Source organism: Pantoea sp. JGM49 (genome assembly GCF_018257655.1).
Classification (GTDB): domain Bacteria; phylum Pseudomonadota; class Gammaproteobacteria; order Enterobacterales; family Enterobacteriaceae; genus Pantoea; species Pantoea communis.
In genome coordinates this window covers 78903-96494 of sequence record NZ_JAERJM010000009.1, presented here as the reverse complement: position 1 = coordinate 96494, position 17592 = coordinate 78903, and the positions used below count along the sequence as shown (strand labels likewise).

Annotated in this window: 18 protein-coding genes; 4 read left to right on the top strand and 14 right to left on the bottom strand. The window is 49.6% G+C overall.

Annotation, left to right across the window (positions count from 1 at the left end; all coding sequences use genetic code 11):
- Positions 1 to 44: 44 nt before the first annotated feature.
- Complete coding sequence (locus JK231_RS16435; RefSeq protein ID WP_034826924.1) at positions 45 to 1109, top strand: NAD(P)-dependent alcohol dehydrogenase; 1065 nt, start codon at positions 45 to 47, stop codon at positions 1107 to 1109.
- On the opposite strand, the gene JK231_RS16430 is transcribed toward JK231_RS16435, so the two are convergent.
- Positions 1110 to 1466, bottom strand: a complete 357-nt coding sequence (locus JK231_RS16430; RefSeq protein WP_160834076.1) for an MmcQ/YjbR family DNA-binding protein — start codon at positions 1464 to 1466, stop codon at positions 1110 to 1112.
- 326 nt (positions 1467 to 1792) lie between these two features.
- Between JK231_RS16430 and JK231_RS16425 the strand changes: the two genes are divergently transcribed.
- Positions 1793 to 2419: a sce7726 family protein gene (locus tag JK231_RS16425; RefSeq protein ID WP_211729076.1), complete on the top strand. Its 627-nt coding sequence runs from the start codon at positions 1793 to 1795 to the stop codon at positions 2417 to 2419.
- Here JK231_RS16425 and JK231_RS16420 read toward each other — a convergent pair.
- The 7 genes from JK231_RS16420 to dnaB form a co-directional block, all read right to left on the bottom strand.
- Positions 2402 to 3436 carry a beta family protein gene (locus tag JK231_RS16420; RefSeq protein WP_211729075.1) on the bottom strand — a complete coding sequence of 345 codons (1035 nt, stop codon included), beginning with the start codon at positions 3434 to 3436 and terminating at the stop codon, positions 2402 to 2404. The genes JK231_RS16425 and JK231_RS16420 overlap by 18 nt on opposite strands.
- A 1-nt stretch (position 3437) precedes the next feature.
- The gene (locus tag JK231_RS16415) at positions 3438 to 3992 is read right to left on the bottom strand and encodes an ImmA/IrrE family metallo-endopeptidase (RefSeq protein WP_211729074.1); all 555 of its coding nucleotides are present in this window, start codon (positions 3990 to 3992) and stop codon (positions 3438 to 3440) included.
- Positions 3979 to 4728, bottom strand: a complete 750-nt coding sequence (locus JK231_RS16410) for a hypothetical protein (protein ID WP_211729073.1) — start codon at positions 4726 to 4728, stop codon at positions 3979 to 3981. The genes JK231_RS16415 and JK231_RS16410 overlap by 14 nt, the downstream gene beginning before the upstream one ends.
- A 560-nt stretch (positions 4729 to 5288) precedes the next feature.
- Entirely contained in the window at positions 5289 to 6482 is a 1194-nt protein-coding gene (locus JK231_RS16405; RefSeq protein ID WP_097119024.1) for an amino acid aminotransferase, read from the bottom strand.
- Between the two features lie 48 nt (positions 6483 to 6530).
- Complete coding sequence (locus JK231_RS16400) at positions 6531 to 7145, bottom strand: YitT family protein (RefSeq protein ID WP_034826930.1); 615 nt, start codon at positions 7143 to 7145, stop codon at positions 6531 to 6533.
- A gap of 230 nt (positions 7146 to 7375) precedes the next feature.
- Positions 7376 to 7867 carry an Lrp/AsnC family transcriptional regulator gene (locus tag JK231_RS16395; RefSeq protein WP_034826932.1) on the bottom strand — a complete coding sequence of 164 codons (492 nt, stop codon included), beginning with the start codon at positions 7865 to 7867 and terminating at the stop codon, positions 7376 to 7378.
- A gap of 128 nt (positions 7868 to 7995) precedes the next feature.
- A complete protein-coding gene (dnaB, locus tag JK231_RS16390; RefSeq protein WP_097118948.1) occupies positions 7996 to 9402 on the bottom strand; it encodes a replicative DNA helicase in 1407 nt (468 codons plus the stop codon).
- 73 nt (positions 9403 to 9475) lie between these two features.
- On the opposite strand from dnaB, the gene JK231_RS16385 reads away from it, so the two are divergent.
- Complete coding sequence (locus tag JK231_RS16385) at positions 9476 to 10459, top strand: quinone oxidoreductase (protein WP_097118947.1); 984 nt, start codon at positions 9476 to 9478, stop codon at positions 10457 to 10459.
- Positions 10460 to 10644: 185 nt separating this feature from the next.
- Here the strand turns inward: JK231_RS16385 and pspG are convergent, their stop codons facing one another.
- The 6 genes from pspG to JK231_RS16355 form a co-directional block, all read right to left on the bottom strand.
- Positions 10645 to 10911, bottom strand: coding sequence for an envelope stress response protein PspG (gene pspG, locus JK231_RS16380; RefSeq protein WP_097118946.1), 267 nt, complete (start codon positions 10909 to 10911; stop codon positions 10645 to 10647).
- A 385-nt stretch (positions 10912 to 11296) separates the two neighbouring features.
- Positions 11297 to 12292, bottom strand: coding sequence for a tRNA dihydrouridine(20/20a) synthase DusA (dusA, locus tag JK231_RS16375; protein ID WP_097118945.1), 996 nt, complete (start codon positions 12290 to 12292; stop codon positions 11297 to 11299).
- Between the two features lie 91 nt (positions 12293 to 12383).
- Positions 12384 to 13709, bottom strand: coding sequence for an MFS transporter (locus tag JK231_RS16370; protein ID WP_034826943.1), 1326 nt, complete (start codon positions 13707 to 13709; stop codon positions 12384 to 12386).
- A gap of 48 nt (positions 13710 to 13757) precedes the next feature.
- Positions 13758 to 14615 carry an NAD(P)-dependent oxidoreductase gene (locus tag JK231_RS16365; RefSeq protein WP_097118944.1) on the bottom strand — a complete coding sequence of 286 codons (858 nt, stop codon included), beginning with the start codon at positions 14613 to 14615 and terminating at the stop codon, positions 13758 to 13760.
- Positions 14616 to 14635: 20 nt separating this feature from the next.
- On the bottom strand, positions 14636 to 15640 hold the full coding sequence (locus JK231_RS16360; protein ID WP_058960072.1) for a transketolase family protein: 1005 nt from the start codon (positions 15638 to 15640) through the stop codon (positions 14636 to 14638).
- The gene (locus tag JK231_RS16355; RefSeq protein WP_211729072.1) at positions 15637 to 16497 is read right to left on the bottom strand and encodes a transketolase; all 861 of its coding nucleotides are present in this window, start codon (positions 16495 to 16497) and stop codon (positions 15637 to 15639) included. Before JK231_RS16355 ends, JK231_RS16360 begins: the two co-directional genes overlap by 4 nt.
- 183 nt (positions 16498 to 16680) lie before the next feature.
- Between JK231_RS16355 and JK231_RS16350 the strand changes: the two genes are divergently transcribed.
- Entirely contained in the window at positions 16681 to 17574 is an 894-nt protein-coding gene (locus tag JK231_RS16350; protein ID WP_034826948.1) for a LysR substrate-binding domain-containing protein, read from the top strand.
- Positions 17575 to 17592 lie beyond the last annotated feature (18 nt).

Here is a 17592-nt window from a genome sequence, read left to right as displayed (position 1 = left end):
CGGGATCCCGCAAAACACTCACGACACACCCGATTGGAGACACCATGAATATTACGCATGCCTATGCCGCACAGGACGCGAAAACTAAACTCGCCCCGTTCGACTATAAGCCGCGCGAGCTGCGCGCTCATGATGTGCAGATTGAAGTGTTGTACTGTGGCGTTTGCCACTCTGACCTGCATCAGGCGCGCAACGAATGGAAAAACACCATCTTCCCGGTGGTGCCAGGCCATGAGATCGTTGGACGCGTTACCGCCGTTGGCGGCCACACTCACAAATACAAAGTGGGCGATCTGGTCGGTGTCGGCTGTATGGTTGACTCCTGCCGCAGCTGTCCAAGCTGCCAGGAAGGACTGGAGCAGTATTGCGAAAACGGTTTTGTTGGCACCTATAACGGTGAAGATCGCGAAACCGGCGCCATCACCTACGGCGGTTACTCCACCAGCATGGTGGTTGATGAAAGCTTTGTGCTGCGCGTGCCGGAAAACCTTGAGCTGGCAGGCGTTGCCCCGCTGCTGTGTGCCGGTATCACCACCTACTCACCGCTGCGTCACTGGAACGTCGGTCCAGGTAAGAAAGTGGGCATCGTCGGTCTGGGCGGCCTCGGCCATATGGGCGTGAAAATCGCGCATGCGATGGGTGCGCATGTGGTGCTGTTCACCACCTCACCATCGAAGATTGAAGACGGTAAGCGCCTGGGTGCTGATGAAGTGGTGATTTCGAAAGATGCTGATCAAATGGCGCAGCACAACAACAGCTTCGATTTCATCCTCAACACCGTGGCTGCTCAGCACGATCTCAACCCGTTTATTGCCCTGCTGAAACGCGATGGCAACATGACGCTGGTGGGCGCGCCAGAGCACGATCATCCGGCTCCACAGGTCTTTAATCTGATCTTCAAACGTCGCAGCATTGCCGGTTCACTGATCGGTGGTATCGCTGAGACACAGGAGATGCTGGATTTCTGCGGCAAGCACGGTATCACTTCAGATATCGAGCTGATCGCCATGAACCAGATTAACGAAGCCTACGAACGTATGCTGAAAAGCGACGTGAAATACCGCTTCGTGATTGATATCAACACCCTGCGTGAAGAGTCAGCAGCTTAATTAGCGCGCGTCTTCATCATGGCTGACGCCCGCCGCACGCGTGGCGTCAGCCTGTTGCCAGGAAGCTTCCACCAGATAATAAATCTGCGAATCCTTCAGCGAGCCATCCAGCCACAGCGTACTCCAGTGCGACTTATTTAAATGCTCACTCGGAAACACATCACTGTGCTCTTCGCGCAATAAATCGGCCAGCGCAGGCGAGGTTTTCAACGACAGCGCCGGACGCCCTTTCACCTCATGCACCATGGCAAACAGTACGCCTTCGCTTTTTACCTGTGTGGCATCCCATTCATTTTTATAGCTCTGCTCCGCACCCGGCTTACTCATGCAGTAGGTGAGGAGGTCCGAAATGTTCATTGTTTTATTCCCCCTATGGAATGGCAAAAAAATGCCAACATAATGAATACACATTTAGTATGACTCATAAAAAACAATTCGCTCCAGATAAGTCGTCTAATCTCAAAAAATCAGAATAAATAGTGCCTCATGAAGTTTTTGTTTAATTTAGAAAATGATATCGCAGAAGATGCGCATACGAAAAAATTTATAAAAAAAACACAATATCTTTGAGGTTTATTTAAAAGTAAGCAACAATCTTAAAGTTTAAACCTTCAAAAAACACCCTGTACATAAAAACAGTATTTTGGTATAATAGAATAGGTAATTCAATAAGTTTATGTGAAATGAAAGAAATTGAAATAAAAACTCGCTTAGTAGAATTTCTTCTTGAATTCGGAGATACAGATGCGATTTTATCCTCTGAGTTCCGTTTTAATTTTGGCTCTCGCAGAGCTGACTTAATTTCATTGCATGAGAACATGGCAACATCCTATGAAATTAAAGGGGCTTCCGATAACACTTCTAGGCTTGACTATCAAATACTTAGTTATAAAGACTATTTCGACTATTGCTACGTTGTTTGTGAAAAAGAGAACTTGAAATCCATTAGAGATATCTTACCTCGTAGCATAGGTATAATTGTTGTTTATGATAATTTCTGCAAAGCAGTGAGAAAGCCAATTCAAAATAAAAATCACAGTAAAATAATGCTTGCTAGTACACTATCAGTTGAAGAACTCAAATATTTAACCAAATATAAATTGAAGCTATCAAAATATGAGCTTTGCTTAACACTTTCATCACAAAAAAGCCTTAAATTTATAAGAGATACATCTAGAAAAAGCCTACTTAAATATTCAGAAAATCGTTTTAAAGTTTTTAAATCGGAGATAGGTAATAAAATATCCTCCGACGACATCCTTACAATCACCAGGATGCCATCAGATAAGATATCAAAATTTATTTCTTAACATAACTCGCGTGCTCATATAATAGTTCATCCTAACAGAAATCCAAAAAGATGGGCTAATCCCTGAGGGTTCATCATTTGAAGCTTTGTTTATTTCACTATCAGCCCAAGATCCTAAATTTACATACCTTTTATCTTCAAGGACTTTTTTCGCACAAAGTGAATAACTTCCTTTGTCACGTCTATATCTTTTATAAAAAAACTTATCATCCAACGCAATATCGATTCTAGGAACAAAAGTCCCGCCTCGAATTTCTACTTGTTCAATGTTAATTGAAGCATAATCGCCATATTTAACAGGATATTCCCTAGAAACGGAATGAAAAATTCTTTCCTCCACTATTGGAACATCACCATGATCATCATTTCCAATTGACGCAGGAGATAATGGGAACGATGTTGATACTATGACAATAGTGTCGATCTTATGAGAATATTCCTCGATATTTTTACATGCATAAATAAGTGAGTCACTAACATCATACATGTTTTCAGAAGAAACTTGCTCAGCATCGAATATAATAATTAGCTTACAACCCAAGCTTAACTGATTGACAATTGGATTTATAAATTTTTTATAATCTTCCAAATCATGAGGAACACGCAATGCTAAATATTTTTTTTCTTGTGATACCAAATTAACAAACTTTTCAGTATCAGATAGATCATCCTCATCATAAATATGGATCATTGGAATAATATTAAGATCTGAATATAGCCCAATGAAATAACGCCACTCCCTAAACCCATCATTTTCATCAAGTAATTGTTCAATCTGAGGATTGATGTATTTTTCATTAGATGTCAAGTCAAGAATAAATGGCCTATCCTTCTGAACATCTCTAATGGATGACATTTTACGATGAATATCACCATCAGGAGCAACAGTAGTTTTACGAGATTTAGTTAATTCGTATATTGGAAGTGTATGGGAAAAGGTCCTATCATCTAAATTCGAGATAGCCTTCAATTCCGCATCACGAGTTTTAAGTAGAGGAAAATATATAAATTTATCCATGTTATAAATTATGCCCCTTATAGCCTAACTGCTTAGCTCTTAAACGAACTGCCATGGAAGAAACCTGAAAATATAAAGCAATATCCTCTACAGTTTTTGACTTCTCATTGATAAAATTATGAAAATCAGTCTCTGGCATTAATAGTTCGGCAGCAAATTTATTTGCCTCAGTTTCAATTTTATTTATCTTACCATCTCTAAAAAATACTGAATCATTGAATTCATCCGATATTATGGTATGTTTTATGAAATGAGCCAATTCATGAGCAATGGTGAAACGTTGCCTATGTGGATGATGTAGAGAATTTATAGTCATCACCCATACTCCATCTTTTCCACGTTTCAGAGAGCCTGACTCATCTCCTTTCATTGGTTCCATTCTCATGGTAATACCAAGCAGTTTAGTCAAAGAAGAAACATCTAGAGGTATTACTCTGATATTGTTTTTATCGGCAAAATCGAGCAACTCAGCTGGCGAGTTCAATGTATATTCATTTAACGGAGATTCGTTAAGTGATTTAACTTTCTCCTTCATTTTTCCTTTAAGAAATGCCATGCGTTCTGTCTCCCAAAACTAAATCTGCGCCTTCATTGTCAACTTCATCTCTTTCTGAAAGTTCCTGCATAATGATTCTTAAACTTCTACTAAATTCTGAGCTATCACTCTTCAATTTCTTTATTATGAATTCATCACTTTCCAAGCGAGCTAATATTTGCTGCGCAGCATCAATTAAACCTGAGAAATCCTCTTGCATATCTTTGATTTTAGGATTCATAACAAGATCTGTTTTTTTGTTAACTACATCAATTAAAAAATTACTAAACATTGTGCTATCAATATATTTTTTCATTTCGATAACTGCTTCGGCTTTTGCCTCTTCTCTAGCTTTATTTATTGAAGATGTTTTAATTATAAAGAAAGAAAATGCTGCAATAATTCCGTTAATAGCAATTAATGACGTAATTATAACCTGATAAAGGTTACTCTGAAATGACCAAAAATCATCCAAGCTCAATATAGTCCCTGTAGATACCATTTCACCGATGTTATGTAACATTAATGGATCTTTGATAGACTCTGGCTTTTTAAGTATATAACTATCCGCCATGCCAATGTATTTATAAAATGCAGGGCCTAATATTAAATGAAAGAAAAATAGCAAAAAAAGTAGAGTACTAAGGCAACAGAATATTATCGTGGCGAAAGTAACGCTTCTTGCATGAAATCCTTCGGTAAAAGGCTTAGAATTATTGCTACTTTGAATAGGTAAATCATCAGCTTTGTTTGTCATAATTATGAGGCCTATTTAAAACAACTCAGAAATCAAATTAAGTAAATTCCAGCATTAGTAGATATTATGTCATGGTGGATTAACTTGAATAATAAGTAACAGAGTATTTCAACATTGTTAATACATTATCATTCCTGATTATTTTACGCCACAGACATTACTCAAAAAACTTATAAATTTCGGAATACCAGTATCTTAAGATCTTACCCCATCCAAAATCTCATCAAATCTACATACTACTTTCTGCCTTTTAGCCGACGTCCGCACACCATATCGCTGCGCATCGTAGAGTTCAATTCCTAAACAACGCAATAACGCTAAGGTGTGTTGCAATTGTAAATGCTTCAGCCCGGTACACTGATTGGGCGCCCCTGTACGATGCCCAGCATTTTTGCCTTCAAGCCGTAACATTTGATTAAACCACAGAAAAATCCCTAACGTCATGACAACGTTTAAGTTTTCAGCAAGTCAGCCAAAGGTAAAGGCGATGGCACCCGATTACGCGCATAAAAAAACCGCCAGCCCGGAGGCATGACGGTTTTCTCGTGCTGCGTAGTGCGTTACATCACGGCAGCAAAGGCTTCAGCCACCTGGTTAACGTTACGGCTGTTGAGGCCAGCCACGCACATACGGCCGCTGGCAATCAGATACACGCCGAACTCATCACGCAGACGGTCAACCTGCTGCGCACTTAAACCGGTATAGCTAAACATACCGCGCTGCTTCAGCAGGTAATCAAAGTTTTTGCCTGGCAGCTTGGTGCTTAATACGTTGACCAGCGTCTGGCGCATTTCGATGATGCGCAGGCGCATGGCTTCCACCTCGGCCAGCCAGTTGTTCAACAGTGCTTCATCGTTCAGTACGCAAGAAACCACCTGCGCACCAAAGTTTGGCGGGCTGGAGTAGTTGCGACGCACGGTGGCTTTCAGCTGACCCAGCACGCGTGCAGATTCTTCTGCGCTCTCGCACACGATGGACAGGCCGCCAACGCGCTCGCCGTACAGCGAGAAGATTTTCGAGAATGAGTTGCTGACCAGTGCTGGCAAGCCTGCAGCCGCAATCGCGCGAATCGCGTAAGCATCCTGCTCCATACCGGCACCAAAGCCCTGATAAGCGATATCGAGGAACGGAATCAGTTCCTGCGCTTTCAATACTTCGGTGGTTTCATCCCACTGTGCGTTCGTCAGATCCGCACCCGTCGGGTTGTGGCAGCATGGGTGCAACAGCACGATAGATTGCTTCGGCAGCGTTTTCAGCTTGGCAATAAACGCATCAAACTTCACGCCGTTGGTCTCTTCGTCGTACCACGGATAAGTCTGTGCGTCGAAACCGGCACCGTTGAAAATTGCGATGTGGTTTTCCCAGGTCGGATCGCTCACCCAAACATTTGAGTTCGGGAAGTAACGCTTGAGGAAATCCGCCCCTACTTTCAGTGCACCGGAGCCACCCAACGTCTGGATGGAAGCAATGCGGCCGGCCTTCAGCATCGGGTGTTCTTTGCCAAACAGCAGCGGTGCAATCGCATTACGGTATGGGCCCAGGCCTTCCATCGGCAGGTAAAGTGACGCCTGATGCGGTTGCGCCTGCAGGCGTTCTTCTGCGGCAGCCACGGCTTGCAACTGAGGAATGATGCCCGCCTCGTTGTAATAGAGACCAATGCTCAGATTCACTTTATTGTCGCGTGGGTCCTGTTTGAAGGTTTCCATCAGCGACAGAATTGGATCGCCAGCATAAGCATCAACGTTTTGAAACACGGTGCAGATCTCCATGATTGGTCATAAATAGTCGGTAAAGAGGCGTCATCAAACCATGTAGCGGCCGGGACGATGATTCATAGCGATGATGAGATTGAGGATCACCGCGCCCGCAATTGAGGCCAAAAGTATCGGTAGCGACACCACGAAAAGCGAAGCGAGTACCACGCAGGTATCTACCGCCATTTGCAGTTTGCCGGCGCGCAGACCGATGCGGTCCTGCAGCCAGAGTGCCAAAATATTGATACCGCCGAGACTGGCTTTGTGACGAAACAACACTATAAACCCAATCCCCATCACCACGTTACCGAACAATGTCGCATAAAACGGATTTAGCGCAGAAAAATGGATGAACATCGGATGCAAGTGTGTGAACAGTGAAACCAGCCCCACCGCGCAGAACGTTTTAATCGTGAATTCCCAGCCCATGCGGCGCACTGCCAGCCAGTAAAACGGCAGGTTAATCAGGAAAAATGCGCTACCAAAAGAGAGGTGCGTCAGATAGCTGATTAAGAACGCGATACCTGCAGTGCTGCCAGTCAGCGCGCCCGCCTGTTTCAGCATCATCACGCCAAAGGAAACCATTAACGTGCCGAGCACTATCGCCAGCGCATCTTCAATACGTGAATGAGGAATTTTAGTGGGTTGAACAACGTTATCCATGGAGTAATCTCAGTGCAAATGATGCGGTTCAAATGCAAAAAACGCACCACATAGGCGGCGCTAAGTCGCCACCTATGGGGTACCAGCGATTATCCAATTGATATCTAAGGCGCTTTTATTGCAGGTTTTTGTGCATCAACCCAAGCTTCAATCGTTGATTCATGCACAAATCTGTTTTCTGGTGCGCGTTGTTTGCATTCAATGTGCGTTAATTGCACCAGATTAGCACATCATGCACTTTTTTGGCGCGTTTTGTGCTCGGGGATAATCATCAAGCCGTTCTCTTTTAAACGGCTCAACACCACGGAGGTTTTCACATGGGCCACACTCTGATGGCCAGCCACCAGCTGACTGATCAACGCACTCAGCGAGGCTAAATCAGCCACGGCCACTTTCAGCAGATAATCAGCATCACCGGTGGTTTTAAAGGCATCAACAATCGCATCCTCCTCTGCCACCATGCGATGGAAACTCTCTTCATAATCTGGCGTGTGATTCTTTAAACGCACTTCAATCAAGCCCACCATGCCAAGACCCACCGCGTCCGGGGAGAGCCGTGCGTGATAGCCGAGGATGAGGTTTGCCTGTTCGAGATTGATGCGGCGGCGTGAACATTGAGACGCCGAAAGACCGACTAAATCACTGAGTTCCTGATTGGTAAGGCGGCCGTTAGATTGTAATAGTGTCAATATCTTAAGGTCGTAATCGTCTACCTGAGTCATTCTGCTTCCACAGCGTTATAGGGTGCGCTTTGGTACAGATAACCTGATTAAAGCCAAGGTTGTCCAACACTATTTTCTGATGACGTGAAATGCATGCACAAATCGTGCATGCATCTCGTTGGAAAGGATTATTCGTCGTCGTAAGACGGCCCTGCGTAGTTATCAAAACGCGACCACTGGCCATTGAAGGTCAATCGTACTGTGCCGATAGGGCCGTTACGCTGCTTACCGAGGATGATCTCGGCGATCCCTTTAAGATCGCTGTTTTCGTGATACACCTCATCGCGATAGATGAACATAATCAAGTCAGCATCCTGCTCGATCGAACCCGATTCACGCAGATCCGAGTTCACCGGACGTTTATCGGCGCGCTGCTCCAGTGAGCGGTTAAGCTGCGACAACGCCACCACCGGAACATTCAGCTCTTTCGCCAAAGCCTTGAGCGAGCGCGAGATCTCTGCGATCTCCAGCGTACGGTTGTCCGATAGCGCCGGCACGCGCATTAACTGCAGGTAGTCGATCATGATCAGGCTTAAACCGCCATTCTCACGAAACACGCGGCGCGCGCGCGAACGCACTTCCGTGGGCGTCAGACCAGAAGAATCATCGATAAACATGTTCTTCTTCTCAAGCAGGATGCCCATGGTGGCAGAGATGCGCGCCCAATCTTCGTCTTCCAGCTGGCCGGTACGAATGCGCGTCTGGTCCACGCGCGACAATGACGCCAGCATACGCATCATTAGCTGTTCGCTGGGCATCTCCAGACTGAAAATCAGCACCGGTTTGTCTTGTAGCATCGCGGCGTTTTCGCACAGGTTCATGGCGAAAGTGGTTTTACCCATCGACGGACGCGCCGCCACGATGATCAAATCTGAACCCTGCAAACCGGCAGTCTTTTTGTTGAGATCCTGATAGCCGGTATCCACTCCGGTGACACCATCGTGCGGGGTCGACACCAGCGCTTCAATACGCGATACCGTGGCTTCCAGAATTTGCTCAATGTTCTGCGGGCCTTCTGCTTTATTGGCGCGCTGTTCAGCAATCTTAAAGACGTTGGATTCTGCGAAATCAAGTAATTCTTCGCTGCTACGCCCCTGCGGATCGTAACCGGCATCAGCAATTTGGTTCGCGACCGAGATCATTTGGCGCACAACGGCACGTTCACGCACGATATCCGCATAAGCGCCGATATTCGCTGCACTTGGCGTGTTTTTCGCCAGCTCTGCAAGATAAGCAAAGCCACCGGCCATCTCCAGCTCGCCCAGTGTTTCCAGCGATTCAGAGAGCGTAATAAGGTCAATCGGCTGGCCCATTTCCAGCAGACGCTGCATCTCAGAGAAGATCATGCGGTGCGAACGGTTGAAGAAATCATCCGCCACCACGCGCTCGGAGACGTTATCCCAGCGTTCGTTATCCAGCATCAACCCACCGAGCACCGACTGCTCCGCTTCAATAGAGTGCGGCGGCATTTTCACGCCTTCCAGCTGACGATCGCGGGGTTCGTTGGATTTGTTGGTGGGTTTATTTCCTGCCATAGTGAATGCATTACCGATCGTGAAAGGGACGCGCAAGTATACCGTCCCAGGATGAACAATCACAGGAGTCAGAATGGCAAAGCGTATTCAGTTCAACCAACACGGTGGCCCGGAGGTACTGCAATGGGTCGATTTTGAGCTGGCCGATCCCGCCGAACATGAGGTTCAGGTCGAAAACAAGGCAATTGGCATCAACTATATCGACACCTATGTGCGCAGCGGGCTCTATCCGGTGACAGCTTTCCCGTCCGGGCTGGGCACTGAAGCCGCTGGCGTGGTGAAACGCGTTGGCTCAGGCGTGACGCGCTTTAAGCCCGGCGATCGCGTGGTCTATTGTCAGGCTGCGCTGGGTGCCTATAGCGAAGTGCATAACGTGGCGGAAGATCGTCTGGTGATCCTGCCGGAGAGCATTAGCTTTGAACAAGGTGCTGCCTCGTTTTTGAAAGGCTTAACCGTGCAGTATTTGCTGCGTCAGACCTACAAAGTGAAAGCCGATGAAATCTTCCTGTTCCATGCCGCAGCGGGCGGCGTGGGACTGATTGCCTGTCAGTGGGCTAAAGCGCTGGGCGCGCATCTGATTGGTACCGTGGGCTCCGCCGAAAAAGCGCAGATTGCAAAAAATGCCGGTGCCTGGGCGACCATTAACTATCGCGAGGAGAATATCGCTCAGCGAGTCAGTGAATTGACTGACGGTGAAAAGGTCGCGGTGGTGTATGACTCGGTGGGGAAAGACACCTGGGAGCCTTCTCTCGATAGCCTGCGTCGTCATGGCTTAATGGTGAGTTTTGGTAATGCCTCGGGCCCCGTCACCGGCGTTGATCTTGGGATTCTGAACAAGAAAGGTTCGCTGTTTGTCACACGCCCTTCGCTGTTTGGTTACATTACCAATCGTCAGGAACTGGATAATGCCAGCAACGAGTTGTTCTCGTTAATTGCCAGTCGTGCGATTCAGCTGAAGGTACCAGAAGAGCAGAAATTTGCCTTGAGCGATGCGGTGCGCGCGCATCAGGTTCTTGAGAGCCGCGCCACGCAAGGTTCCAGCTTGCTGATTCCCTAAAAAGTTAAGGGCTTCCCGAAGGAAGCCCTTTTTTCTTTCTTTTTATAGTTCGCGCTGGTGTAGGGTCAGCGGCGATGAATTCGTTTTGAATTACTTTACGCATCCTGACAGAAAACATAAGTAAAAAATATGTTTAATTGCAGATTCGTACTAAGCAATTATCGACTCTGTGATCGCTCCCGCATTTAGCGCCAACCACGCCGCTCTAACTTACTGATTTTTCTTTTCAGTCTGTTTAATTTCACTTCACCGCTCGGTGTCGTAAAGGCGCGATAAAGCCACACGGCTACCACCGCCAACACCAGCCACGGCAACAACTTGATAACAATCGCGAATAACCCGCCGAGGAACATCACAACGGTGGCAACAACCAATGCAGCGATAACGCCCAGCAGTGAAACGCCAGTCAGCAACAGCATCAGAAAAAAGCCGATAACAAATAAAATTTCCACGAAGGCTCTCCTGTGTAAGTAACACAGAGTGCATTACAAGATACGTGCCAATATAAGCATACGGTTAATACATTGAAAAATAAGATGTTATATTCAGAAGAGGTATTTCAGCAGTGATGAAATTCACTAATTATTGGTGCATTTTAAACCGTATTAACGGCAGCGATGCTTCTCTGAAGGGACAGAAATGGCCCGTCAGAAAAGCAAAGCTTCCGCGCCAGAGACAAATAGGCTGAGAGCGTTTTCAGCCATGCGCAGCATCGGGCCGTTTCCCAAAAATGGGGCGAATGTTCGCGCGGCAGATCGGCACAGAGGTGTGCTTTCCCTGGCGTTCGGACTGCCCTTTTATGGCCGGGCACACCGGCCCACCGCGACTCACCTACAATCAGGCTTCCTGTGGAATCTTATCCGCGACCAGCGCCAGTGCCGCTTCCAGCACCCGTACATCGGCACCCGGCTTATGGGCATTCTCACTTAAATGACGACGCCACTGGCGCGCACCAGGAATGCCCTGGAACAGGCCCAGCATATGGCGTGTAACGTGCCCCAGATAGGTGCCTTTGCTCAGCTCCGCTTCGATGTAAGGGTACATCGCACGCACCACCGCGACCGGATCGACAGACGGCGTATCGCGGCCGAACAGTTCACTATCCACTTGCGCCAGGATGCCGGGGTTCTGATACGCTTCACGGCCCATCATCACACCATCCATATGTTGCAAATGCGTTTTCGCCTCTTCCAGCGTCTTGATGCCGCCGTTAATCGCCATGGTCAGCGCCGGAAAATCACGCTTCAGCTGATAGACACGCGGATAATCCAGCGGCGGAATCTCACGGTTCTCTTTCGGGCTTAAACCAGAAAGCCATGCCTTACGCGCATGGATAATAAAGGTATCGCAGTTGCCCTTATTGGCCACCGTACCAATGAAATCACACAGAAATGCGTAGCTGTCCTGCTCATCAATTCCGATACGGGTTTTCACCGTCACCGGAATACTGACCACATCGCGCATCGCTTTAATGCAATCTGCGACCAGCGCGGCGTCAGCCATCAGACAGGCACCAAAGCGCCCATTCTGCACGCGATCGGATGGGCAACCGACGTTAAGGTTAATCTCGTCGTAACCGCGCGCTTCCGCCAGCTTCGCACATTGCGCCAGGGCTGCCGGATCGCTGCCGCCCAACTGCAGCGCCAGCGGATGCTCCTCTTCGCTGTAAGCCAGATAATCGCCTTTGCCGTGAATAATGGCGCCCGTGGTCACCATTTCGGTATACAGCAGCGTATCGCCGCTCAACTTACGGTGAAAATAACGGCAGTGGCGATCGGTCCAGTCCAGCATCGGAGCGATAGAAAAACGTTGCGAAGAGAAAGTATCGGTCATGAAACGCAGTAAATCCGGAGTTAGTGAGTGACGAGAAACTGCGCAATGATACCACAGCAATAACGGGCGACACAGCCGCCCGTTATTTCACTCACACCGTCGGGGCTGTTGAGGTTGATGAGGCTGGCAGAGAGGGCTCGCCCACTTTCACCGGCGCGGTTTCCCGTGTGTTGAAGGCGACCCAGGTTGAAATGACACCCAGTAACGAGAACATCACCGCCGGTCCGATCCAGCCGACCATGCCGTACACGCCTGTTGCGATGAACGGCAACAGCCCCGCCACCACGGAAGCGCCGTTGTAGCCCAATGAAATACCCGAGGAGCGGACGTTAGCCGGAAACTGTTCGGAGAACCAACTCGACTCTACGGCAAATATCGGGTCATGGCTGAAGAGCAAGGACAGGGCGACAGCGACAATCACCATCATCACTGCACCGGTATTGATCAGCATAAACATGGGGATGCCAAACAGAATGGTGAAGATGGCGCCAATCAGGAATATTGGGCGACGTCCCACCTTATCACTTAGCGCGCCATACAGCAGATGGCTGCCGAGCCCCAGCGCTGAACCAATCAACGTGCCCCATAACACATGGCGCGTATCTGTGATTTCCGCCAGCACCACATAGGACAACATAAAACTGGTCGTGATGTAGTAGCCACCCGTCTCTGCCAGGCGTAGCCCCATAATTTTGACGATGGTGCGCCAGTCACGACGAATCACTTCCAGCGCGGGCTGTTGCACAATCTGCTTATCTGCTTTGGCTTTCTCGAATTCCGGCGATTCCGCGACCTGCATTCGGATAAAGATGCCAATGGCCACCATCACAAACGAGATCAGGAACGGCATGCGCCACACCCAATCACCTTCAAACAGTGCCGCAGAGAGCAGGAAAGAGCCATTCGCCAGCAGCAGGCCGAGTGGTATCCCGAGTTGCGGTACTGCACCATAGAAACCGCGCTTTTTCACGGGCGCATGCTCAAATGCCATTAACACCGCGCCGCCCCACTCTGCGCCGAATCCGATCCCCTGGATCATGCGTAATAAGATCAACAAGATCGGTGCCAGCACGCCAGCCTGCTCATAGGTTGGCAACGCACCGATCAATACGGTGGCACCGCCCATGGCCAGTAATGACCAGAACAGCACGGTTTTTCGGCCATAGCGATCGCCGAAATGGCCGGCGAGGTAGCCGCCAAACGGGCGCATCAGGAAGCCGACCGCTAAAGTGGCGAATGCCGCCAGAATGCCGACGATAGGCTCTTGCGTGTGGAAAAAGATCTTACCAAACCAGGCTGCAGCGGCGGTGCCGTAGATAAAGAAATCATAGCTCTCCACCGCTGAGCCAATCATTGAGGCGAAAGAGACTTTCGCCGCATTGTCGCGGGTGTTTGCAGGTACAGAAGTCGTGTTCATGTGTTACCCCGGTATTATCGTATTTTTCGGGCAGCAGTGATGGAGCGGTTAATTTGCAGGTTTGCTCCAGGTCTCGATCACTCTGCTGTCATCACGTTGCCCCAATCCGGCTTCTGCTGCCGCCAGATAACGAGCATGAGCGACCTGTAACAGCGGAACCTCAGCGTGGCAGGCGGTCGCCGCCTCTGCCACTAACCCGCTATCTTTGACAAAGATGTTGATGGCGCTGGAGACCGGGACATCTGTCCCCTCCAGCATGCGCGGACCACGATCTGACAACATCCACGATCCCGCCGCGCCGCGCTCGACAAGTTTCAATACCTGAGCGGGTGCTAACCCCAGCGACTTTGCCAGACTTAGCGCCTCCGCGGCTGCCACAATATGCACCGAGCAAAGGTGCTGATTGATCACCTTGATCCCCTGCCCCTCGCCAACCTCGTCACCCACTATCGACACCGATCCCATGGTTTTGAGTACTGGCTCAACAAAGGCAATGGCGGCAGATGCGCCGGAAGCAAAAATCACTAACTCACCGGTGCTGGCGCGGGCGGTTCCGCCCGTGACCGGTGCATCCACGACCTGCGCACCGGCAGCAATCAGTGAAGAAGCCGCCTCACGTACCGCCTGCGGCCCGACAGTGGACATGATGACCCAGTGCTGACCAGTCACCTGCGGCAGCGCTTCCGCCACCAGCGCCTGCAGCTGCTGTGGCGTGGCGACCATCACCACTACTACATCCGCTTCAGGTGCTTCTGCAATGCGGCTAACCGCTTCAATCCCCTGCGCCTGAGCACGCTGGCGCGACGCTTCAAACACATCCACTCCGATTACCGCATGCCCTGCACGCTGAATCTGGCAAGCCATAGGAACACCAATTGCCCCGGTGCCGACAAATATCACCTTCATGCTGTTCTCCTTTCGCGCCGTTATGCCAGCCAGACGCGAATCGCGCTGACCATCGCTTCTGTGGAAATGCCGTAGCGGTCGTGCAAAGTGGGCAACGCGCCCGCATCCAGGAACTGATCGGGCAAGCCGATTTGACGAAACACGGGCATGACCTGCGCATGCATTAACGTGGTCGCCACCGCCTCACCCAAACCGCCGACCAGGCTATGGTTCTCAACCACCACCACTAAACGCCCGGCACGGCGGCACTGGGTGATAATGGTTTCAGTGTCCAGAGGCTTGATGGTCGGTACGTGCAATACCGCAACATCGACGTTATCGGCTGCCAACGCTTTTGCTGTCTCCAGTGCTCGCATTGTCATAATCCCACTGGAAATCAGCAGCACATCACGGCCATCGCGCAGCAATTTGGCTTTGCCCAGTTCGAATTGATAATCGTATTCGTTCAGCACCAGCGGCACCTTACCGCGCAACAGACGCATATAAACCGGCCCCTGATGGTCAGCGATAGCGGCAACGGCTTGCTCCGTGTCCAGCGCATCACAAGGATCAACAATGGTCATGCCCGGAATACCCCGCATCAGCGCGATATCTTCAGTGGCCTGATGGCTTGGGCCGTAGCCGGTGGTTAACCCCGGCAGCGCAGCGCAGATTTTCACATTCAGCTGCTCTTCCGCGATCACCTGATGGATAAAGTCGTAGGCACGACGCGTGGCAAACACCGCATAGGTGGTCGCAAATGGCGTCATGCCCTCCTTCGCCATGCCACCGGCTGCGCCCATCAATAGCTGCTCTGCCATGCCCATCTGAAAATGACGTTCTGGATAGGCCTGGGCGAAGATATGCAAATCGGTGTATTTTGACAGGTCGGCAGTCAACCCAACGATCGACGGCCGGGTCGCAGCGGCTTTGACCAGCGCATGACCAAAGGGCGCAGCAACCGTGGCTTGACCTTCTGCGGCAATTGAGGCAATCATCGCCGACGTTGTCAGGCGTGGCTTTTTCTCTGTGGTGATGCTGCTCATTGCGTGGCCTCCTGAGCCTGATCGAGGATGGTGATGGCCTGTTGCCACTCGTCAGCATCCACACGAATAAAATGATTCTTTTCACGCGCTTCCAGGAATGGCACGCCTTTACCCATTAGCGTGTCCAGCAGAATGACGCGCGGCTTGGGTTCGTCTAGCGCGCGTGCCCGATCAAATGCCTGCTTCACAGCAGCAATGTCATTGCCATCCACACGCTGTACATGCCAGCCAAATGCCTGCCACTTATCTGCCAGCGGTTCAAATCCCATGACCTTGCCAGAGGGGCCATCTGCCTGCTGCTGGTTGATATCCACCATGACGATCAAATTACTCAGTTGATGATGTGCCGCTCCCATCGCAGCTTCCCAGGTTGCCCCTTCATCCAGTTCGCCATCTGACATTGAGTTGTAAACAAAAGCCGGATTTCCTTTATGACGCAATGCCAATGCCATACCGACACCAATCGTCAGCCCCTGTCCGAGCGATCCGCCTGAAATTTCCATGCCTGGCGTGTAGGTCGCCATGCCAGACATTGGTAAGCGACTATCATCAGATCCATACGTTTCCAGCTCCTCCACAGGAATCACGCCCGCTTCAATCAACGCCGCATAAAGAGCAATCGCATAGTGGCCGTGGGAAAGCAGAAAACGGTCGCGGCCTTCCCATTCGGGTTCTTCCGCGCGGTAATTCATCGCATGGCACCATGCCACGGCCAGCATATCAGCCAGTCCCAGAGCCTGGCCGATATAGCCTTGCCCCTGTACTTCGCCCATTTGCAATGCGTAGCGACGAATACGATAAGCGTGCTGTGACAGCCGCTGTGTAAGGCTCAATTCCGGTTCTGCAAGAGTCGTCATATCTGTTCCTGAAAGAAGAGAAAATCAGCAGAGTTGGCAAGCAGAAGAGCGATCTGTCATGGTGAAAGCTGCAGCGGATTCACGTGCCATTTTCACCTGCTTGCCGTTTAGCAGCAGATTACTCAGCCCTGGCGCCTGCCGACAAAAGCAAAAAATGCATCAACTGTTGAATGGGATTCACAAATGACATTATTAAAAAAAGCCCCACTTTCGCTGTTGCGCGCGTTTGAAGCCGCAGGCCGCACAGGGGCATTTACCGCCGCAGCGCAAGAGTTAGATTTGTCGCCTAGCGCCATTAGTCATGCGATTCGTAAGCTGGAGGAGACGCTCGACACGCGCCTGTTTCAGCGCAGTACGCGCGAAATCATGCTAACCAAAGAAGGGGCAATCTTGCTGGAACATATCCAGCGGGGATTTGATGAGATGCAGCGTGGGCTTTCGCTCGTCACTGCTGATGAATCGCGGCCACTGCGTCTGCACACCGCGCCAAGCTTTGCCCATCAGTGGCTATTACCCCGCCTGGGAAGCTTTATTGCCGCACACCCACATATTGATCTGCGTCTTTCAGCCAGCACCGAATATGCGCGCTTTGAGCAGGATGACTATGATTTAGATATTGTTTATGGCGAGCCGCGTCCTTCGCCTTACGAGAAAATTCCGCTGGCCGTGGAGGAATTAACACCGCTTTGCTCACCAGAGATTGCCGCACGCATCCGCTGCCCGGAGGACCTCTATCACCAATCGTTGATTCAGTGCGATGTGCAACTCTACCAATGGAAGGGCTGGTTTGAAGCCAATCACCTGACGCCTCCGCGCCATTATGGTTTGCGCTTTGACCGCAGTTTTATGGCGATTGCCGCTGCCGTTGATGGTCTGGGAGTGGTGCTGGAATCCAAATTATTAGCAGAACGAGAGCTTGCCAGTGGGCGCTTAGTTTGTCCGCTGATTGAGACCACCCAGGAGATTCACTATATCGGCCATTACCTGGTGTTCCCACGGCATCAGCATCGCCACTTTGCGTTAGATAGCTTTAAAGATTGGCTACTTTCCCAGTTGAATCTGGCACAGCTTCGCTGATTGATAACGATCACAAAT